The sequence below is a fragment of the Tabrizicola sp. genome, from assembly GCF_022842145.1.
Lineage (GTDB): Bacteria > Pseudomonadota > Alphaproteobacteria > Rhodobacterales > Rhodobacteraceae > Tabrizicola.
Map to the genome: position 1 here is coordinate 1 of NZ_JALHQD010000009.1, position 17,255 is coordinate 17,255.

At 66.2% G+C, this 17,255-nt stretch carries 13 protein-coding genes and 1 pseudogene; 10 read left to right on the forward strand and 4 right to left on the reverse strand.

The genetic code is table 11. From position 1 onward, the window contains the following. Positions 1-119 precede the first annotated feature (119 nt). The 5 genes and pseudogenes from Q0C42_RS18035 to der all read left to right on the forward strand — a co-directional run. Positions 120-794: pseudogene (locus Q0C42_RS18035) on the forward strand (ATP-binding cassette domain-containing protein); the annotation flags it as partial. Between the two features lie 97 nt (positions 795-891). Further along, positions 892-4,245: a caspase family protein gene (locus Q0C42_RS18040; protein ID WP_295079222.1), complete on the forward strand. Its 3,354-nt coding sequence runs from the start codon at positions 892-894 to the stop codon at positions 4,243-4,245. 81 nt (positions 4,246-4,326) lie between these two features. Continuing rightward, complete coding sequence (locus Q0C42_RS18045) at positions 4,327-4,983, forward strand: hypothetical protein (protein WP_295079224.1); 657 nt, start codon at positions 4,327-4,329, stop codon at positions 4,981-4,983. Between the two features lie 44 nt (positions 4,984-5,027). Further along, positions 5,028-6,383 (forward strand): PQQ-binding-like beta-propeller repeat protein, encoded by a 1,356-nt coding sequence (locus Q0C42_RS18050; RefSeq protein WP_295079226.1) that lies wholly within the window; start codon positions 5,028-5,030, stop codon positions 6,381-6,383. A gap of 48 nt (positions 6,384-6,431) precedes the next feature. Next, positions 6,432-7,901: a ribosome biogenesis GTPase Der gene (gene der, locus Q0C42_RS18055; protein WP_295079228.1), complete on the forward strand. Its 1,470-nt coding sequence runs from the start codon at positions 6,432-6,434 to the stop codon at positions 7,899-7,901. Between the two features lie 67 nt (positions 7,902-7,968). Here the strand turns inward: der and Q0C42_RS18060 are convergent, their stop codons facing one another. Then, positions 7,969-8,676 carry a hypothetical protein gene (locus Q0C42_RS18060; RefSeq protein ID WP_295079230.1) on the reverse strand — a complete coding sequence of 236 codons (708 nt, stop codon included), beginning with the start codon at positions 8,674-8,676 and terminating at the stop codon, positions 7,969-7,971. Positions 8,677-8,738: 62 nt separating this feature from the next. Next, positions 8,739-10,160, reverse strand: a complete 1,422-nt coding sequence (locus tag Q0C42_RS18065; RefSeq protein ID WP_295079231.1) for a serine--tRNA ligase — start codon at positions 10,158-10,160, stop codon at positions 8,739-8,741. Between the two features lie 184 nt (positions 10,161-10,344). Here Q0C42_RS18065 and yajC point away from each other — a divergent pair, with 184 nt between their 5' ends. The 4 genes from yajC to Q0C42_RS18085 are packed head-to-tail and all read left to right on the forward strand — an operon-like array spanning position 10,345 to position 13,708. Continuing rightward, complete coding sequence (gene yajC, locus Q0C42_RS18070) at positions 10,345-10,677, forward strand: preprotein translocase subunit YajC (RefSeq protein WP_295079234.1); 333 nt, start codon at positions 10,345-10,347, stop codon at positions 10,675-10,677. A 10-nt stretch (positions 10,678-10,687) separates the two neighbouring features. Beyond that, complete coding sequence (gene secD, locus Q0C42_RS18075; protein WP_295079237.1) at positions 10,688-12,355, forward strand: protein translocase subunit SecD; 1,668 nt, start codon at positions 10,688-10,690, stop codon at positions 12,353-12,355. Positions 12,356-12,370: 15 nt separating this feature from the next. Further along, positions 12,371-13,342, forward strand: coding sequence for a protein translocase subunit SecF (gene secF, locus Q0C42_RS18080; protein ID WP_295079240.1), 972 nt, complete (start codon positions 12,371-12,373; stop codon positions 13,340-13,342). A 9-nt stretch (positions 13,343-13,351) separates the two neighbouring features. Then, positions 13,352-13,708 carry an Mth938-like domain-containing protein gene (locus Q0C42_RS18085; protein WP_295079242.1) on the forward strand — a complete coding sequence of 119 codons (357 nt, stop codon included), beginning with the start codon at positions 13,352-13,354 and terminating at the stop codon, positions 13,706-13,708. A 320-nt stretch (positions 13,709-14,028) separates the two neighbouring features. Here Q0C42_RS18085 and Q0C42_RS18090 read toward each other — a convergent pair whose 3' ends face one another. Both Q0C42_RS18090 and Q0C42_RS18095 read right to left on the reverse strand, forming a co-directional pair. After that, a complete protein-coding gene (locus Q0C42_RS18090; protein ID WP_295079243.1) occupies positions 14,029-15,006 on the reverse strand; it encodes a CoA ester lyase in 978 nt (325 codons plus the stop codon). Between the two features lie 81 nt (positions 15,007-15,087). After that, positions 15,088-15,690 (reverse strand): response regulator transcription factor, encoded by a 603-nt coding sequence (locus Q0C42_RS18095; RefSeq protein WP_295079675.1) that lies wholly within the window; start codon positions 15,688-15,690, stop codon positions 15,088-15,090. A gap of 312 nt (positions 15,691-16,002) precedes the next feature. On the opposite strand from Q0C42_RS18095, the gene Q0C42_RS18100 reads away from it, so the two are divergent. Then, on the forward strand, positions 16,003-17,250 hold the full coding sequence (locus Q0C42_RS18100; protein WP_295079245.1) for an aminotransferase: 1,248 nt from the start codon (positions 16,003-16,005) through the stop codon (positions 17,248-17,250). Positions 17,251-17,255 lie beyond the last annotated feature (5 nt).

A 17,255-nucleotide genomic window follows, 5' to 3' on the forward strand; every position in this document is an offset into this window, starting at 1 on the left:
CACCATCCGGACCGCACGCGCGCGGACCTCAGGAGAGTAGCGATTTGCCATTTTGCTCTTTGTCATACCCGTCATCCTTGCTTAAGTTGACGGTCTCCGACAGACCCGGGGCGATTCACACCATCGGGCGGCTTCTCTTCCGCTTCTATGAAGTGACCTCGGGCGCGGTGCGGATCGACGGCCAGGACCTGCGCGCCGTGACGCAATCCTCGCTTCACGCAAGTATCGGCGTGGTCCCGCAGGACACTGTCCTGTTCAACGACACCATCCGCTACAACATCGCCTATGGCAAAGCCAACGCCACCGAAGCCGAAATCGTCGCCGCCGCCCGCGCCGCCCGCATCCACGACTTCGTGACGCGCCTGCCCGAAGGCTATGAGACCAAGGTCGGCGAACGCGGCCTGAAGCTTTCGGGTGGCGAAAAGCAGCGCGTCGGCATCGCCCGGACGCTGCTGAAGAACCCGCCGATCCTGATCCTGGACGAAGCGACCAGCGCGCTCGACACCCAGACCGAACGCTCGATCCAGGAAAGCCTGGCCGAGATGGGGCAGGGCCGCAGCGTCATCACCATCGCGCACCGTCTGTCCACCATCGCCGACGCCGACCAGATCCTCGTGCTGGAGGAAGGCCGGGTGATCGAACGCGGCACTCACGACGCGCTTCTGGACCTCGGCGGCGTCTACCATGCCATGTGGCAGCGCCAGGTGATGGAAGGCGAGATCGAGGTCGAGGACGCGGCTCTGGGCCTGCCTCAGGACGTGGCCCCGGCGGCACGGGTAGCCGCGGGGTCCTGACCGATCTCGGACCCGTGAAGCCTGCAAGATGACAGGCTTTTTCCTTTGACCATCCGGTCAGGCTTCCCCATTCTGCCGCCACCCTTTGGGAGTGGCGATGCTCATCCGGCGTCTCGGTCTTGTTCTGGTCCTTTGGCTTTGCGGCCTCTCCGCCGCGCTGGCCGAAAAGCGCGTCGCCCTCCTGATCGCCGCCGACGACTACCGGAACATCCGCCCGCTGGAGAACCCTTCCAACGACGCCCGCGCGCTGGAAGCGGTGCTGGAACAGCTGGATTTCCAGGTCTACGTCGAGACCAACCGCGACCTGAAACGCACCCGCCGCGCGCTTGAGGACTTCCAGGAAGACGCCGCCGGGGCCGACGTCGCCCTTCTGTTCTTCGCTGGCCACGGGGTCGCCATCGACGGGGTGAACTACCTTCTGCCCACCGACGCCGACGCCTCCTCGGCGGCCCGGCTTGCCGAAACCTCGCTCCCCCTGTCCGAGGCGCAAGAGGCGATCCAGTCGGTCGCCAGGATTGCCATCATCCTCCTCGACGCATGCCGCGACGACCCCTTTGCCGGTGGTGGGACCGAGGGACGTGGTGCCGCGGCCCTGGAAGACGACCCGCCCACCGCGCCCAAGCCGAAGCCCGGCCTCGGCCGCATCGGTCGCGCCGACGGTGTCCTTTTCGCCTTCGCCGCCGCCCCCGGTGAAACCGCCTCGGACGGCGACGGCCAGAACTCGCCCTTCACCTCGGCCCTCGTGCGCCACTTCGCCACCGCCGGCGTCGAACTGCGCACCGCCCTCACCCTCGTCCAGCAGGACGTCTACGACCGCAGCCGCGGCAAGCAGCTGCCCTACATCGAATCCGGCCTGCCCGAGCTTATCTTCATCTCCGGCCAGGGCGTGCTGCCAGAACGCGACCAGCTCCTCATTGCGATGGCCAACCTCACCCCCGACATCCGGGCCGAGGTTGAATACCTGGCGACAGCCCGCAACCTGCCACTGGCGCCCCTTTACGCGGCCCTTCTCTCTGCCGACCTCGACGCCCAGACCCCCGAAGAACGCGCCGCCATGCTGATCGAGGCCGCGCAATCCTATGAAAGCTTCCAGTCCGAACTACAAAAGTTCCAGTCCGACGACCCCCGCGTCGCCGCTTTGCGCGCCCAGGCCGAGGAACAGCTCACCCTCGGTGCCTTCGATGCCGCCCGCGGCCTGCTGACCGATGCCGCCGAAATCGACGCCACCGCCCGCACCACGATCAAGGCGACCTACCTCTCCCGCACGCTCTCCGAAGCCGCGACGCACATGCTGAACGCCAACGCGGCCCGCACCGACCTGCGCTACGACCTGGCGATCTCCGACCTCCAGAAAGCCGCAACCCTTTACGCCGAGGTGGCCGGTGACATCGACCGCGAGGCGCAGTTCGCCTACGTCGCCACGCTGACCTCCCTGGGCGAGTTGCACCTCGTCGCCGGCAATACCGAAGCCGCCTGGTCGGCCTACAACACCCGCGCCACCTTCGCGCAGGCCCGGGTCGAGGCGGACGCCACCGACGTCGAATGGGTGCGCGAACTCGTGTGGTCGCTGAATGACCTTGGCGGCGTCCTGCAGCAGCAGGGCTACCTGAAGGAAGCCGAAACCGCCTATTCCTCGGCGCTGGAATTCTCAGAGTGGCAGGCCGACCAGCGGCCCGACGACGTCGACCTGATGCGCGACCGGCAGGTGGCGGTGAACCGCGTCGGCTCGATCCGCCTGACCCGACGCAACGCCGCTGGCGCTCTGGATGCCCATGTCGAGGCGCTGGGGATCGCCCACACCCTTCTCGACAGCGATCCCACGAACATCACCTACCGGATGGACATCTCCTACACCCAGGAACGCATCGGCGACGCCAAGCTTGACCTTGGCGACAAAGAGGGTGCCAAAGCCGCCTTCCAGACCGCCCTGGCGATCGCCGAAGCCCTGGTGACGGAATACCCGACCGACACGGTGATCCGGCGCAACCTTTCGGTCAGCTACGAACGGATCGGCGACATGCTGGTCGACGAAGGCGACTATCCCGCCGCGCTGGAAACCTACGGCAAGGCCCTGGCGATCCGCGAGGAACTGGCCGCACTCGATCCCGGCAACAAGCCGCGCCAGCGTGACCTTGCGATCAACTTCGACCGGATCGGCGATGCGCAGCGGTTCATCGGCGACACCGACTCGGCGCTTCTCGCCCATCAGGCAGCCCTCTCGATCCGCCAGAACTTGGCTGCGCTCGATCCGACCAACATGGTCTGGCAACAGGACCTGCTCGTCAGCCTCGACCGGATGGGCGATCTGCACTTCGACGGCAACGACTTCGTCGCCGCACTCGAGGCGCAGGAAACCGCCCGCAGCATCGCCGAGGGCATCGTCGCCCTAAACCCCGACGAGCCGATCCGGCAGGCGGACCTCGGCCTTGCGCTGCAGAAGATCGCCGACATCAAGACCGCGATGGGCGACACCACCGGCGCGCGTGAGGTCCTGCAGTCCGCGCTTACCCTCCGCCTTGCCCTTGCCGATGCCGATCCGGCCCCCCGCTTCCAGCGCGATGCCGCGCTCACTCTCACCGCGATGGCCGAGATGGACCTTGCCGCAGGCGACCCCGCCGCGGCCGAGCCGCTGATCGCCGACGCCGTGGCCCGTCAGACCCTGATGGCGGGCGCGGCCCCGGCCGACAGCCTTGTCCTGCGCGACCTCTCGATCGCGCAGAACATCCACGCCTCGACGCTGATGCAGCTTGGCCGCAACTCCGAGGCGGTGACGGTGGCGATGGCCTCGCTGGAAACCGCCGACCGGCTGTTGCAGCTTGGGCCGGATGTGCCCGACCACATGCATGACCGCCTTGTCACCCTGAACCGGCTGGGCGACGCGCAGGTTGCACTGGGCGACAACCGGGCAGCGGTCGAAAGTTTTCTGGCGATGGTCGACCAGGGCAACCAGCTTCTGGACATAGACCCCTACAGCACGGGCTGGGCCAATGATCTGGCCCTTGCATTGGAACGTCTTGGCACTGCGCAAAGCACCACCGGCGATGTGGCCGCCGCGCTGAAAAGCCACCAGGATTCGCTGGCCCTGCGCGATTGGCTGGTCAGCCAGGACCCGTCGAACGCGCTCTGGTACCGCAATCTCGCGCTAAGCCGGGCCAGCGTGGCCACGGCACTCTCCGACCGTGAGGACTTTGACACCGCGCTCACCCACCAGGAGGAATCGCTGCGGATCATGCGCGACCTCGCCGCCGCCTATCCGGACGATCCCTGGTACCGCATCGACCTCGTGCGCGCGCTGGACCAGACCGCCGTTCTCTTGCAGGACCCCACGGCCGAGAACCAGGAAGCACTGGCGATCCTCGAAGAGATGCAGGCCGCAGGCACGCTGCCGCAGGGTTACGAGGACTGGATAGCGGGTTTCCGCAAGGCGCTGGGCCTGCCAACAGAGTTCTGACCGCCACCGGGGCGGGGCAGGGCTTGGCAATGTGCGGCCTTTGCCTGTAAGACGGGGAAAACGACAGCAGAGGCAACGGCGTTGAGCAATCCCGACAGCTTCATCGAAGAAGTCACCGAAGAGGTGCGCCGTGACCGGCTGTTCCGCCTGTTCCGCACCTATGGCTGGATCGGTGTCCTCATCATCCTCGGCCTCGTCGGTGGCACGGCCTGGACCGAATGGTCCAAGTCGCGCGACGCGGCCCGGGCCGAAGCCTTCGGCGACGCGCTGATCGACGCTCTGGATCAAGGCACGCCCGCGGAACGCCGCGAGGCGCTGGCCGGGGTGCCGTCGGACGCCGAACAGACCGCCATCCAGCAGCTGATCCTTGCGTCAGACCCCGACGAGGACAAGGCCACCACGCTGGCCGCTCTCGACAAGGTCGCCGCGGACGCCGCGCTGTCGGTTGCCTACCGCGACCTTGCAGTCCTGCGCCGGGTGCTGGTCGCCGGGGCCGAACAGCCGCTGGCCGACCGTCGGACCGCGCTGCAGGGCATCGCCGCACCCGGTCGCCCCTATCGCGCCCTTGCCGAAGAGCAGCTGGCCTACCTGCTGATCGAGGAAGGCAAGACCGACGAGGCGATCGCTGCGCTCACGGCGCTGATGCAGGATCAAGAGGCATCCGCCTCGCTCCGCGCACGTCTGGCCCAGGTCGTGACCGCACTTGGCGGAACATTGCCCGAAACCGCAAACGGCTGAGGCGGGTGATGGGAAGATCGGAAAGGTCCTTTCAGGTGGCACGCATGAAGTTCGGACAAATGGGCGGCAAGCTGATCACCGGCATGGGGCTCCTGGCGCTTCTGGCGGCCTGCGGCGAACGCGAGGTCATCCTTCCCGGTGAACGCTTCCCCATCCGCGCCGATCTTGAGGCCAGCCTTCCCGTCGAAGGCCAGCCCGCGCCGACCGCCCCTGCCGCTGCTGAAAACCAAAGCGTGGCCATCTCGCTGGGTCCGCAGACCGGCGGCGACTGGACCCACCGCGCCGGGAACGCCCGCCACCTGATGCCGCACGCCGCCCTGTCGGCCACGCCGCAGCGCGTCTGGTCGGCCAACATCGGCTCCGGCTCCAGCCGCAAGAACCGCATTTCCGCCGCCCCCGTGGTGGCCGATGGCCGCATCTTCACCATCGACTCCGGCACCTCCGTCACCGCCACCTCGACCGCGGGCGGCGCCCTGTGGTCCACCGACCTCACCGCCAGCTTCGACAAGGGCGGCGGGCTCACGGCCGGCGGCTTGGCCACCGCAGGCGGCCGGGTCTTCGCCACCACCGGCTACGGCGAGCTTGTCGCCCTCGACGCCGCATCCGGCGCCGTGGTCTGGCGCCAGCGCGTCGACGCGCCGATCAGTGGCGCCCCCGCCACCGACGGAGAAGCCGTCTACGTCTCTGGCCGTGATGGCTCGGCCTGGGCGGTCAACGCCGCCGATGGCAAGGTCGTCTGGCAGGTCATCGGAACCCCCGGCAAGACCTCCTACATCGGTACCGCCGCCCCGACAGTCGGCGACCGCGCTGTGATCTTCCCCTCTGCCGCGGGCGACCTGATGGCCGTCCTCAAGATCGGCGGCGGCACCAAGGTCTGGCAGTCCTCGCTGGCCGGCAAGCGCCTCGGCCGCGCCTATGCCCTGACCTCCGACGTCACCGGAGACGCCGTGATCGCCGGCAAGACCCTCTTCGCCGGTTCCGGCGCCGGCCGCACCGTCGCCATGTCCGCCGCCTCGGGTGAACGCATCTGGTCCGCCGGCGAAGGCGCGCTCGGCCCCGTCGCCGTCGCGGGCGGCTCGCTCTTCCTCGTCAACGACGAAGCCCGCCTCGTCCGCCTCGACGCCGCCACCGGCGCGGTGATCTGGTCCGTCGAGATGCCCTACTTCACCAACGACAAGGTCAAGCGCCGCAAGGGCATCTTCGCCCATTACGGGCCCGTCCTCGCCGGGGGCCGCATCATGGTCGTCTCCTCCGACGGCCTTCTGCGGGCCTTCGACCCCACGGATGGCACGCTGGCCTACACCGCCGAAATCCCCGGTGGGGCCGCAGCACAACCCGCCATCGCGGGCGGCACGCTCTATGTCGTCGGCGGCAACGGGCAACTTCACGCTTTCCGCTAAGGCCCATCCCGTGTATGGCAACCGCTTCGCCATTGCCGGACCAAGACCATGACCTTTACCCTCGCCATCGTGGGACGCCCCAATGTGGGCAAGTCGACGCTCTTCAACCGCCTCGTGGGCCGCAAGCTTGCGCTGGTCGACGACCAGCCCGGCGTGACCCGCGACCTGCGTGAAGGCGACGCGCGGCTCTTCGACATGCGTTTCACTGTGATCGACACCGCGGGGCTGGAGGAAGTCACCGACGACAGCCTGCAAGGCCGGATGCGCCGCCTGACCGAGCGCGCGGTCGAGATGGCCGACGCCTGCCTCTTCGTCATCGACGGCCGCGTGGGCGTCACCCCCACGGATGAAGTCTTCGCCGACATCCTGCGCAAGAAGAACGCCCGCGTGTTCCTGGCCGTCAACAAGGCCGAAGGCAAGGCCGGCGACGCCGGCGCGCTCGAGGCCTATTCCCTTGGCCTTGGCGAACCGATCCGCATCTCCGCCGAACATGGCGAGGGGATGGACGACCTTTACCGCGAGTTGAAACCCCTCGAAGGCGAATTCGCCGAGCGTGAGGCCGAGAACGCGCCCGAGGTCGACATCGACCTATCGGAGGCCGACGCCGAACTTGAAGCGGATGAGACCGCCCACTATCCGACGGCGAAAAAGCCCTTGCAGATCGCCGTCATCGGCCGCCCGAATGCCGGAAAATCGACCCTGATCAACAAGATCCTCGGCTACGACCGCCTTCTGACCGGGCCGGAACCGGGGATCACCCGCGACTCGATCTCGGTTCGCGCCGAATGGCAGGGCACCCCGATCCGTATCTTCGACACCGCTGGCATGCGCAAGAAGGCCCGGATCACCGAGAAGCTTGAAAAGCTTTCCGTCTCCGACGGCATCCGCGCCGTCCGCTTCGCCGAAGTGGTCGTGGTCCTTCTCGACGTCGAAATCCCGTTCGAGGTGCAAGACCTCCGCATCGCCGACTTTGCCGAGACCGAAGGCCGCGCCGTCGTCGTTGCCGTCAACAAGTGGGACCTCGAGGACGAAAAGCAGGAAAAGCTGGCCGAGCTGAAAGAGATGTTCGACCGCCTTCTGCCGCAGCTGCGTGGCGCGCCGCTGATCACCGTCAGCGCCAAGACGGGCAGGGGCCTCGACCGGCTCCACGACGCGATCCGCAAGGCGCATGACGTCTGGAACCGCCGGATCGCGACCGCCAAGCTGAACACCTGGCTCGGTGCGATGTCCGAAGCGCACCCCCCGCCGGCCCCCGGCGGGCACCGGATCAAGCTGCGCTACATGACGCAAGCCAAGACCCGGCCGCCGGGCTTCATGATCAAGTGCTCGCGCCCCGACGAGCTGCCGGAAAGCTACAAGCGCTATCTGGTCAACGGGTTGCGCGACCACTTCGACATGCCCGGCACGCCGATCCGGCTTTTCCTGCGCTCACAGGGCAACGAGAACCCGTGGAAGGACCGCAAGTTCCACACGCCCTCGCGGCTTCGGAAGCACAAGGAAAAGAACACCGGGCAGTAGTGCTGGGGCCAAGAATTTTAAGCAAAATTCTTGTCAAATTCCTTACTCAAGGAATTTGGCCCCCGCATCACCCTCGGCGCCAGAGCCAGCCAGCCGCCGCCAGCACCACCGCGCCGATGCCAAGCGCGGCCCAGGCCACGTAGGTCCCCGTGCCCCAGTTCGCCACCGCGACGCCTGCCAGCGCCCAGGCCACCGTCAACGTATAGATCGGCATCCGTGGCCGCCGCGACTGAATCAGCGGCGTCAGGATCAGCACGACCGCCAGCATGTCATAGGCCGCTTCCTCATTGCCGGTGTAGCCATACCCGGCCAAGAGGATGCCCGTGGACACCAGCGAGGCCGCTGTCAGCCACCCCGCGAAGATCGCCAAGGGCGCGGACAGAAGCCAGCGGTCCGGCGCGGTCGGGGCCTGCAGGAAGGCCAGGATCGCCGCCGCCGCCATCACCAGGATCACCGCCGTCGCCCAGATCGGACTTGCCCCGGCAATCCCGAGCCAGACCGTGCCCAGCACCAGCGCGACCGTCAACGCCGGCCGCACCCGCGCCCAGGCCGGATCGTCCGACCGCTTCCACAGCCCGTAGCCCGCGTGCAGGATCAGCCACAGATAGATCACCGACCAGATCGCAAACGCATAGCCTGCCGGCTGGATCGCCGGGCGGACGATCTCGACCGGGAACTGGCCGGGTCGATAGCCGGTGAAGGGCGGCGTGATGAAGGGGGCCACCGCAAAGGCGATGGTGGCAAGGAACAGGATCAGCGCAAGCGGTCGGGACATTCCGGCCTCCAAGAAAAACAACAGGGTAGAGGGAACCCGCCACCCTAAGGCCGGTTCCTTGGTCAGATCAGCACACCCTCGGCCGTGATCCGCGTCTTGCCGCCAAGATAGGGCAACAGCGCCGCCGGCAAGGTGACCGAGCCGTCGGCTTCCTGCCCGTTCTCCAGGACCGCAATCAGGCAGCGTCCCACCGCCAGGCCCGAGCCGTTCAGCGTTGCCACGAACTCGGGCTTGCCACCTGCAGGCCGGTAGCGCGCATTCATCCGCCGCGCCTGGAACTGGCCGCAGGTCGAGACGGAAGAGATCTCGCGGAACGTGTTCTGCCCCGGCAGCCAGACCTCCAGGTCATGCGTCTTCTGCGCGCCGAATCCCATGTCGCCGGTGCAAAGGACGATGGTGCGGTAGGGCAGGCCCAGCCGCTCCAGCACCGCTTCGGCGCATTTCGTCATCCGCTCATGCTCGGCCAGCGCAGTTTCCGGCGCGCAGATCGTCACCATCTCGACCTTCTCGAACTGGTGTTGCCGCAGCATGCCTGCAGTGTCTTTTCCTGCAGAACCGGCTTCGGAGCGAAAGCATTGGGAATGAGCGGTAAGTCGAATAGGCAGCGCGGATTCGTCAAGAATGTCGCCTGCGACAGTGTTTGTCAGGGTGACCTCAGAGGTTGGGATAAGCCAAAGGGCCTCAGAGAACGGCGCTCGGTCGAGAATCCGGTCCACCACGTCCTCAAGGGGTTCCCCCTGAGAGATGCTCTGCACATCGGCGGGCATCTTGTAGCCAAGGGCCTTTCTGAGGCGATCGGCGCGACCGGAGTACCAATCACCCAAGAAGGAATCGTCGGCGAATTTCGGTAGCTGATTTGTTCCGAACATCGCCTCGTCCTTGACCAGCACCGGAGTCCAAGTCTCAGAAAGACCATGCTCGTCGGTGTGCAGGTCCAGCATGAACTGCGCCAAGGCCCGGTGTACCCGCGCCACAGCACCGCGCAGCACGACAAAGCGGCTGCCCGAAAGCTTGGCCGCCGTCTGGAAGTCCAGACCACCCTTCGCCGCGGGAATATCGAAATGCTCCAACGGCTTGAAGTCCATCACGCGGGGCGAACCCCAGCGCCGGATCTCCACGTTCCCGCTTTCGTCCGGCCCGTCCGGCACTTCGTCCAGGGGCAGGTTGGCGATTTCCATAAGTCTCTTACGCAGCAAAGCATCAAGCTTGTTTGCATTGTCAGTCAGCAGGATCGCGTCATTCTTCCGCAGCGCAACAAGGTCACGCAAGCGATTGAACTCCGTTTCGTCACCTTTCGCTTTTGCAATCCCAGCAGCCTTCGACGCCGCATTCTGCTCAGCGGCGGCAGACTCCGCGGCGCGAATTTCCATCCGCCGCCCTTCATCAAGCGCCAGAAGCTCCGCCGACATCGGCGCCAATCCCCGACGCGACAGGGCCGCATCGAACGCGGCCGGGTTTTCGCGGATGAAGCGGATATCGTGCATGGCAGACCTCAGTGGATTGGTACGCCGGCGCTTATGCCCGATATCGCGGCAGGGGGGAAGCCGTCGCCCCATACGGTAACCGCGCGCGCCCTCTGGCAAAGTGCCGCGAAAGGCCTTACATCACCCGACAATCGCAACGGGGGCGGCAAGACCGACCACCCGGCCCTGCCCAGAGAGGATGCCCATGTTCGTCACTCCCGCTTTCGCCCAGGACGCCGCAGCCGCGCCCGGCGGCGCCGCCGTCTTCGCGCAGTTCCTGCCGATCATCCTGATCTTCGTGATCTTCTACTTCCTGCTGATCCGTCCGCAGCAGAAGAAGATGAAGGAACACCGCGCCATGGTCGACGCGCTCCGCCGTGGGGATCAGGTCGTGACCTCGGGCGGCATCGTCGCCAAGGTCTCCAAGGTCCAGGACGACGGCATGGTCGAAGTCGAGATTGCCGAAGGCGTCCGGGTCAAGGTCCTCAAGCACACCATCACGACCGTCCTGAACAAGACCGAACCAGCGGCGAACTAGGTCTCAGATCATGGAATCGATGGCGCTCTGGAAGCGCGTTCTCATCCTGTTGGTCTGCGGCTGGGGTGTCCTGGCGGCGGTCCCGAACCTCTTCTACGCGCAGGTCGAACGCCATAACGACGCCGTCATCGCCATCGAGGCAGCCGGGGGCACCGCGACCCCCGAACAGACCACCGCCGCGGCCGAATGGCCTGGTTTCCTGCCCTCGGCCCTGATGAACCTCGGCCTGGACCTTCGGGGCGGGGCGCATCTTCTCGCCGAAGTCCAGGTCGAGGACGTCTACAAGACCCGCATGGACGGTCTCTGGCCCGAAGTCCGCGACGCCCTCCGCGATCTGCGCGACCAGGTCGGCGCCGTCCGCCGCGCGCCTTCGCCCGATGACGTCCTCCGCGTCACCCTGTCCAACCCCGAGGGCATGCCCGCCGCGCTTGAAGCCGTCCGCGCGCTTGGCTCCAGCGTCGTCACCCTGACCGGGGTCGGCGAAAGCACCATCGACGTCACCTCGGAAGGCAATGACATCGTCGTCCGGCTGTCCGAGGCCGAACAGCAGGCCACCGACCAGCGCACGATCCAGCAGTCGCTGGAAATCATCCGCCGCCGGGTGGATGAGGCCGGGACCCGTGAACCCACGATCCAGCGCCAGGGCACCGACCGGATCCTGATCCAGGTCCCCGGCATCGGCTCGGCGCAGGAACTCAAGGCCCTGATCGGACAGACCGCACAACTGACCTTCAACGCCGTGATCAGCCGCACCACCGACGCAGGCGCGAGCCCCGGTCCGCGCAACGTCCTCCTGCCCTCGATGGACGAAGAGGGTGTCTACTACATCGTCGAGCAGACCCCCGTCGTCTCGGGCGAGGATCTGGTGGATGCCCAGCCCTCCTTCGACCAGAACGGCCAGCCCGCGGTCAGCTTCCGCTTCGACACGACCGGCGCGCGCGCCTTCGGCGACTACACCGCCGCCAACATCGGTGCGCCCTTCGCCATCGTGCTGGACGACGAGGTGATCTCGGCCCCGGTGATCCAAAGCCACATTCCGGGCGGCTCCGGCATCATCACCGGCAACTTCGACGTCGAGGAATCGACCCGCCTTGCCGTCCTTCTGCGCGCGGGTGCCCTTCCGGCCGAGATGACCTTCCTCGAAGAACGCACCATCGGCCCGGAACTAGGCCAGGATTCGATCGACGCCGGTCGCACCGCCGCGCTGATCGGCATGGTCGCCGTCGCCGTCTACATGATCGCCTGCTACGGCATGTTCGGTCTCTTCGCCAACATCGCTCTTGCGGTCAACATCGCCCTCCTCATGGCAATCCTGTCGGCCATCGGGGCAACCCTGACGCTGCCCGGCATTGCCGGCATCGTCCTGACGATGGGGATGGCCGTCGACGCCAACGTTCTCATCTTCGAGCGCATGCGCGAGGAATTGCGGGCCGGGGCCAATGCCCGCCGCGCGATGGAGCAGGGCTTCGACCGCGCCTTCTCGGCGATCATGGACTCGAACGTGACCGGGCTTCTGACCGCCGTGATCATGTTCTGGCTCGGCTCCGGCCCGGTGCGCGGCTTTGCAGTGACGCTGGGTCTGGGGATCATCACCTCGATGTTCACCGCCGTCTACGTCACCCGCCTGATCGTCGAGACATACATCGACTGGAAACGTCCCAAGACGCTTGTGGTCTGACCGGAGGATATCGATATGGCCTGGCGTCTGCGTCTGGTTCCCGAAACGACCAACATCAACTTCTTCGCCATCCAGTGGGTGACCTTCGGCTCGTCGATCTTCGCGATGGTCGCCTCGCTGGTGCTGATCTTCACGATGGGGCTGAACTTCGGCATCGACTTCCGGGGGGGCACCACGATCCGCACGGAATCCACCGTTGCGGTCGACGTCGCCGACTACCGCGAGGCGCTCTCCGGCATCGACGCCGGAGACGTCTCTATCACCCAGGTCTTCGATCCCTCCTTCCGGGAGGACCAGCATGTCGCGATGATCCGCCTCTCAGCCCGCGAAGGCGAGGAATCGGTGACCCCCGAAGTCATCGCCGAGGTCGAAGCCGCGCTTCAGACCATCGACCCGGCCATCACCTTCCCATCGGTCGAATCGGTCGGCCCGAAAGTCAGCCAGGAGCTGATCACTTCCGCCTTGCTGGCCGTGCTGGCCGGTGCGATCGGCATTCTGGCCTATGTCTGGGTCCGCTTCGAATGGCAGTTCGCCGTCGGCACCGTCGCGGCGCTGATCCACGACGTGCTGGTGACGGTGGGCATCTTCGCCCTCTTCCAGATCAAGTTCGACCTGACCATCGTCGCGGCGCTGCTCACCATCTTGGGCTATTCGGTCAACGATACCGTGGTCATCTTCGACCGGCTGCGTGAAAACCTGGCCAAATACAAGCAGATGCCCCTGCGAGAGATGATGAACCTCACCGCGAACGAAACACTCTCGCGGACGATCATGACCGCCTCGACAACCTTCATCTCGCTCTCCGTCCTCTTCATCTTCGGCGGTGACGTGATCCGCGGCTTCGTCTTCGCGATGCTCCTGGGCGTTGTGCTTGGCACCTACTCCACGCTCTACATGGCCAAGAACATCGTACTGATGCTGGGCGTGGACCGCAGCGACAAGACGAAGAAGCCCGGCTCGGGCGAATTCGCCAACGTGGATGCGTAAGGGGGCCTGATGCGCCTGACCGAAGTCACCTACGGCTCCGCCAAGGCGATCGAGGGCTACGGCCCCGGTTTCTTCCGCGTGGCCGGTCACATCTTCCGCGGACCTTGCCTGATCACGCCCTGGGACGCCGGCCCCTGGGGCGGCTACGAGGATACCGCGGCACCGCTTAGCCTGGTGGACAAGATCGACGTTCTCTTCGTCGGCACCGGTGCCAGCATCGCCCATGTGCCGCAAGCCTTCCGTGCGGCGCTGGAAGGGCAGGGCATCGGGGTCGAGGTCATGGCCTCCCCTACCGCCGCCCGCACCTACAACGTCCTCCTAGGCGAAGGCCGCCGCGTCGCGGTGGTGCTGCTCCCGGTCGAATAGCTGCGGCCGGCCCGAAGCCCTCACCCACCGGCCCGCTTTCATCTTTGCCCAAATATCCCCGCCGGAGGCATCCGCCGCCGATGCAGCCGACCGGACCACCTGGGCTGTAGCGCCTCCCTCATTCCGGTCGTACGGAGGGGATGGGCAATTGGGGGCACCGTGCCACCCCCGGCCAGCGCCTGAACCTAGGTCAGGGGCATGCAATCAGGCCGAGGGATCGCTCCCCCGGCCCATGCTGTGCCGGGTTAACCGACGGTAAACGCCCGCAGCCAACCTCTTGATATCCTTGCCGGCGCAAAACGCACCACGCGTGGGCAGGCCTACCCCGCCGCGATCTGCCGGGCTTTCTGGACCAGCACCTCCGCCTGCCGGATCGACGCATAATCGATCAGCCGCCCGTCCAGCGACACCGCGCCCTTGCCCTCGGCCGCCGCCTTCTCCATCGCCTCCAGAATCCGCTGCGCCCGCGTGACCTCAGCCTCCGACGGGCTCATCACCTCGTTGGCCAGCGCGATCTGGCTGGGATGGATCGCCCACTTCCCCTCGCAGCCCAGAACCGCCGCCCGCTTCGCCGCGGCCCGGTACCCGTCGGGGTCCGAGAAGTCCCCGAACGGCCCATCGACCGGCCGCAGCCCGTTTGCCCGCGCCGCCACCACCATCCGGGCCAGCGCATAGTGCCACATATCGCCCCAGTGGACCGCGCGGCTGCCATCCTCCAGCGTGTCGGTCAGCACCGAATAATCCGGGTTCACCCCGCCGATGATCGTCGTCCGCGCCCGGGTCGAGGCCGCATAGTCCGCCACCCCGAAGTGCAGGCTTTCATTCCGCTTCGACGCCCCGGCGATCTCGGTGACGTTCTGCATCCCCAACGCCGTCTCGATGATATGCTCGAACCCGATCCGCTTCTTGTAGCCCTTCGCGTCCTCGATCTGCGTGACCATCATGTCGACCGCATAGACATCCGCCGCCGTCCCGACCTTCGGGATCATGATCAGGTCCAGCCGCTCCCCGGCCTGCTCGACCACATCCACCACGTCGCGGTACATGAAATGGGTATCAAGCCCGTTGATCCGCACCGACATGGTCTTCTTGCCCCAGTCGAGCTCGTTCAGCGCCTTGATGATGTTCTTGCGCGCCTGCGCCTTGTCGTCCGGGGCGACGGCGTCTTCCAGGTCCAAGAAGATCACGTCTGCATCCGACGCGGCGGCCTTCTCGAACATCTGGGGGGCGCTGCCCGGAACGGCCAGCTCGCTGCGGTTCAGGCGCGCGGGGGCCTGCGTGATGACGTGGAAAGACATGTTGGGCTCCTAAGTCAGGAGCTGCACCCGCCTTACGCATCGGCGAAGCGAGCCCACTTCGTCAAGCCGGAAAATGCACGCCTACATCTCGCCGCGTGACGCGCGGTTGGAATAGTAGAACGCAATCGCCTGCGCGCGGTTCTTCACCGCCAGCTTCTCGAACAGGTTCGACAGGTGAAATTTCACCGTATTCGCGCTGATCTCCAGATCCCGCGCGAGTTCCCGGTTGGTCAGTCCCTTGGACAAAGCTTCCAGCAGGGTGCGTTCCCGTGGCGACAGCGCCTCGATCGGGTCCTGCTTCAGCCCGCGTATGTCCAGAAAGGGGAACACCATCTGCCCCTTCGCCACCGCCGCGCAGGTCTCCAGCAGCCGTTCCACCGATTCGGAGCGGGAGACGAACCCCGCCGCCCCCGCCGCCATCGCCTTCCTAGGGATGTCACCGGTGTCCTCGGCATAGACCACCATCCGCGGTGCGTTCGCCTGCGTGCGCAGCACATCGATCAGCCGCGCGCCGCCCAGGGCGGGCAGGTTCCAGTCGATCACGCCCACCTGCACCGGCATGCGCATCGCCATGCCCAGGAACCCCTCGGCGGTGGCAGCCGTCGCCACCAGAGAGAATCGGCGGTCCTTCTCGAAGATTTCGGACATCGCGGCCAGCATCAGCGGGTTCGCGTCCGCCAGCATCAGCGTTACCGCTACCACCTTCTGATCGTCATCCCAAAGTGCCATTAGCCGCCCCTGACCCTACCCGTTCGGGCAGGTAACTTCGGTATACCGCTGCATATCCACCGTATTGGGTAGGTTGAACCCCACCCAAATAGATATCCATTGGCAGGATATACGACTGTTGCGGGATTTGTCGACTGCCGCTTTCCTAAGCGTCAAGGACCAACGTCCAGGCAGACCCCGTGACACTTTCTTCCGCTGCACCCGGAAGCGTCGCAGGTCCCGCCCAGACGACGGTCCAAACGCCACAGGCCTTGGGAGGGGCGCCGCATGACCGATACCGAACTTTTCCCCCAACTTGTCATTCCCGAGACTTTGGCCGCTGGCCCCGGTCCTGGCAACACCGACGCGAGGGTTCTGGCAAGCTTCGCCAACGCGGGCCTCGCCGACCACATGCAGGCCGACGTCCTGCGCGGCATGGTCGAATGCAAGCACATGCTGCGGCAGGTCTGGGGCACGAAGAACACCTACACCTTCGGCGTCGCCGGTACCGGTTGGAGCGGGCTTGACGCCCTCTTCTCCGCCATCCTGCCGGGCGACACGGTGGTCTGCTTCGTCAACGGCACCTTCTCCGGCATCGACGCTCTTACGGTCCGTACCCGGGCCGCGACGCGCGAGGATCTGAAGGCCAACGCGCTCGACCCCAAGCCCGCCAGCGTCACCGTCATCCAGGTCCCGCACGGCCAGTCGGTCACGGCTGAAATCATCGAAAAAGCCCTGGCCCAGCACAAGCCGACCTGGGCCACGATGGCGCATTGGGAAACCGGTTCGGGCCGGATCAACGACATCCAGGGCTTCTCGGAGGCCTGCCTGAAGCACAACGTGATGGGCCTTGTCGACGCCGTCTCCTCGCTTGGGATCGAAGACTTCGCCATCGACGACTTCCCCGGCGTCGTCGGCTGGGCCTCCTGCCCGCAAAAGGGCGTCCTTTGCCTGCCCTTGACCTACGCCCCGGTCAGCTTCACCGACCGCTACATCGCCCACCTGCGGGAAAACGGCTGCTACTCCTACGTCCACAACCCGATCTTCGAGGCCCGCCACTGGGGCATCGTCGACGGCAAGGACGTCGCAGCGGGCAGCTACCACCGCACCCATTCCGGCTACGCCGTCGCCGCCTTCCACGAGGCGCTGCGCATCAACCTCCAGCACGGCCGGGCCCAAAAGGCTGCCGACTACGCCCACCACGAGGCCGCCTTGCGTGCCGCCGTGCAGGCGCTTGGTTGCGAGGTCACGTCCAATATGACCAGCCTCGTCGTCCTGAACCTGCCCGGCGCGCTTGCTGGCCGCGAAAAGGAACTTGTGGCTGCAGCCCGTGCCAAGGGCTTTGGCATCTGGCCGACCCTGTCGGAGCCCGTGCAGGTCCGCATCGGCATCCTGAACCAACTCAGCGAAGCCGCGATCACCGAGATCGTGACACGCTTCGCCGCCGAGATGAACGCGATGGGCGCAAACGTCGACGTGGGCCAGGCGCTTGCCGCGCTGGAAACCCACTATGCCGCCGCCCTGGCCGCCGAATAACGGGA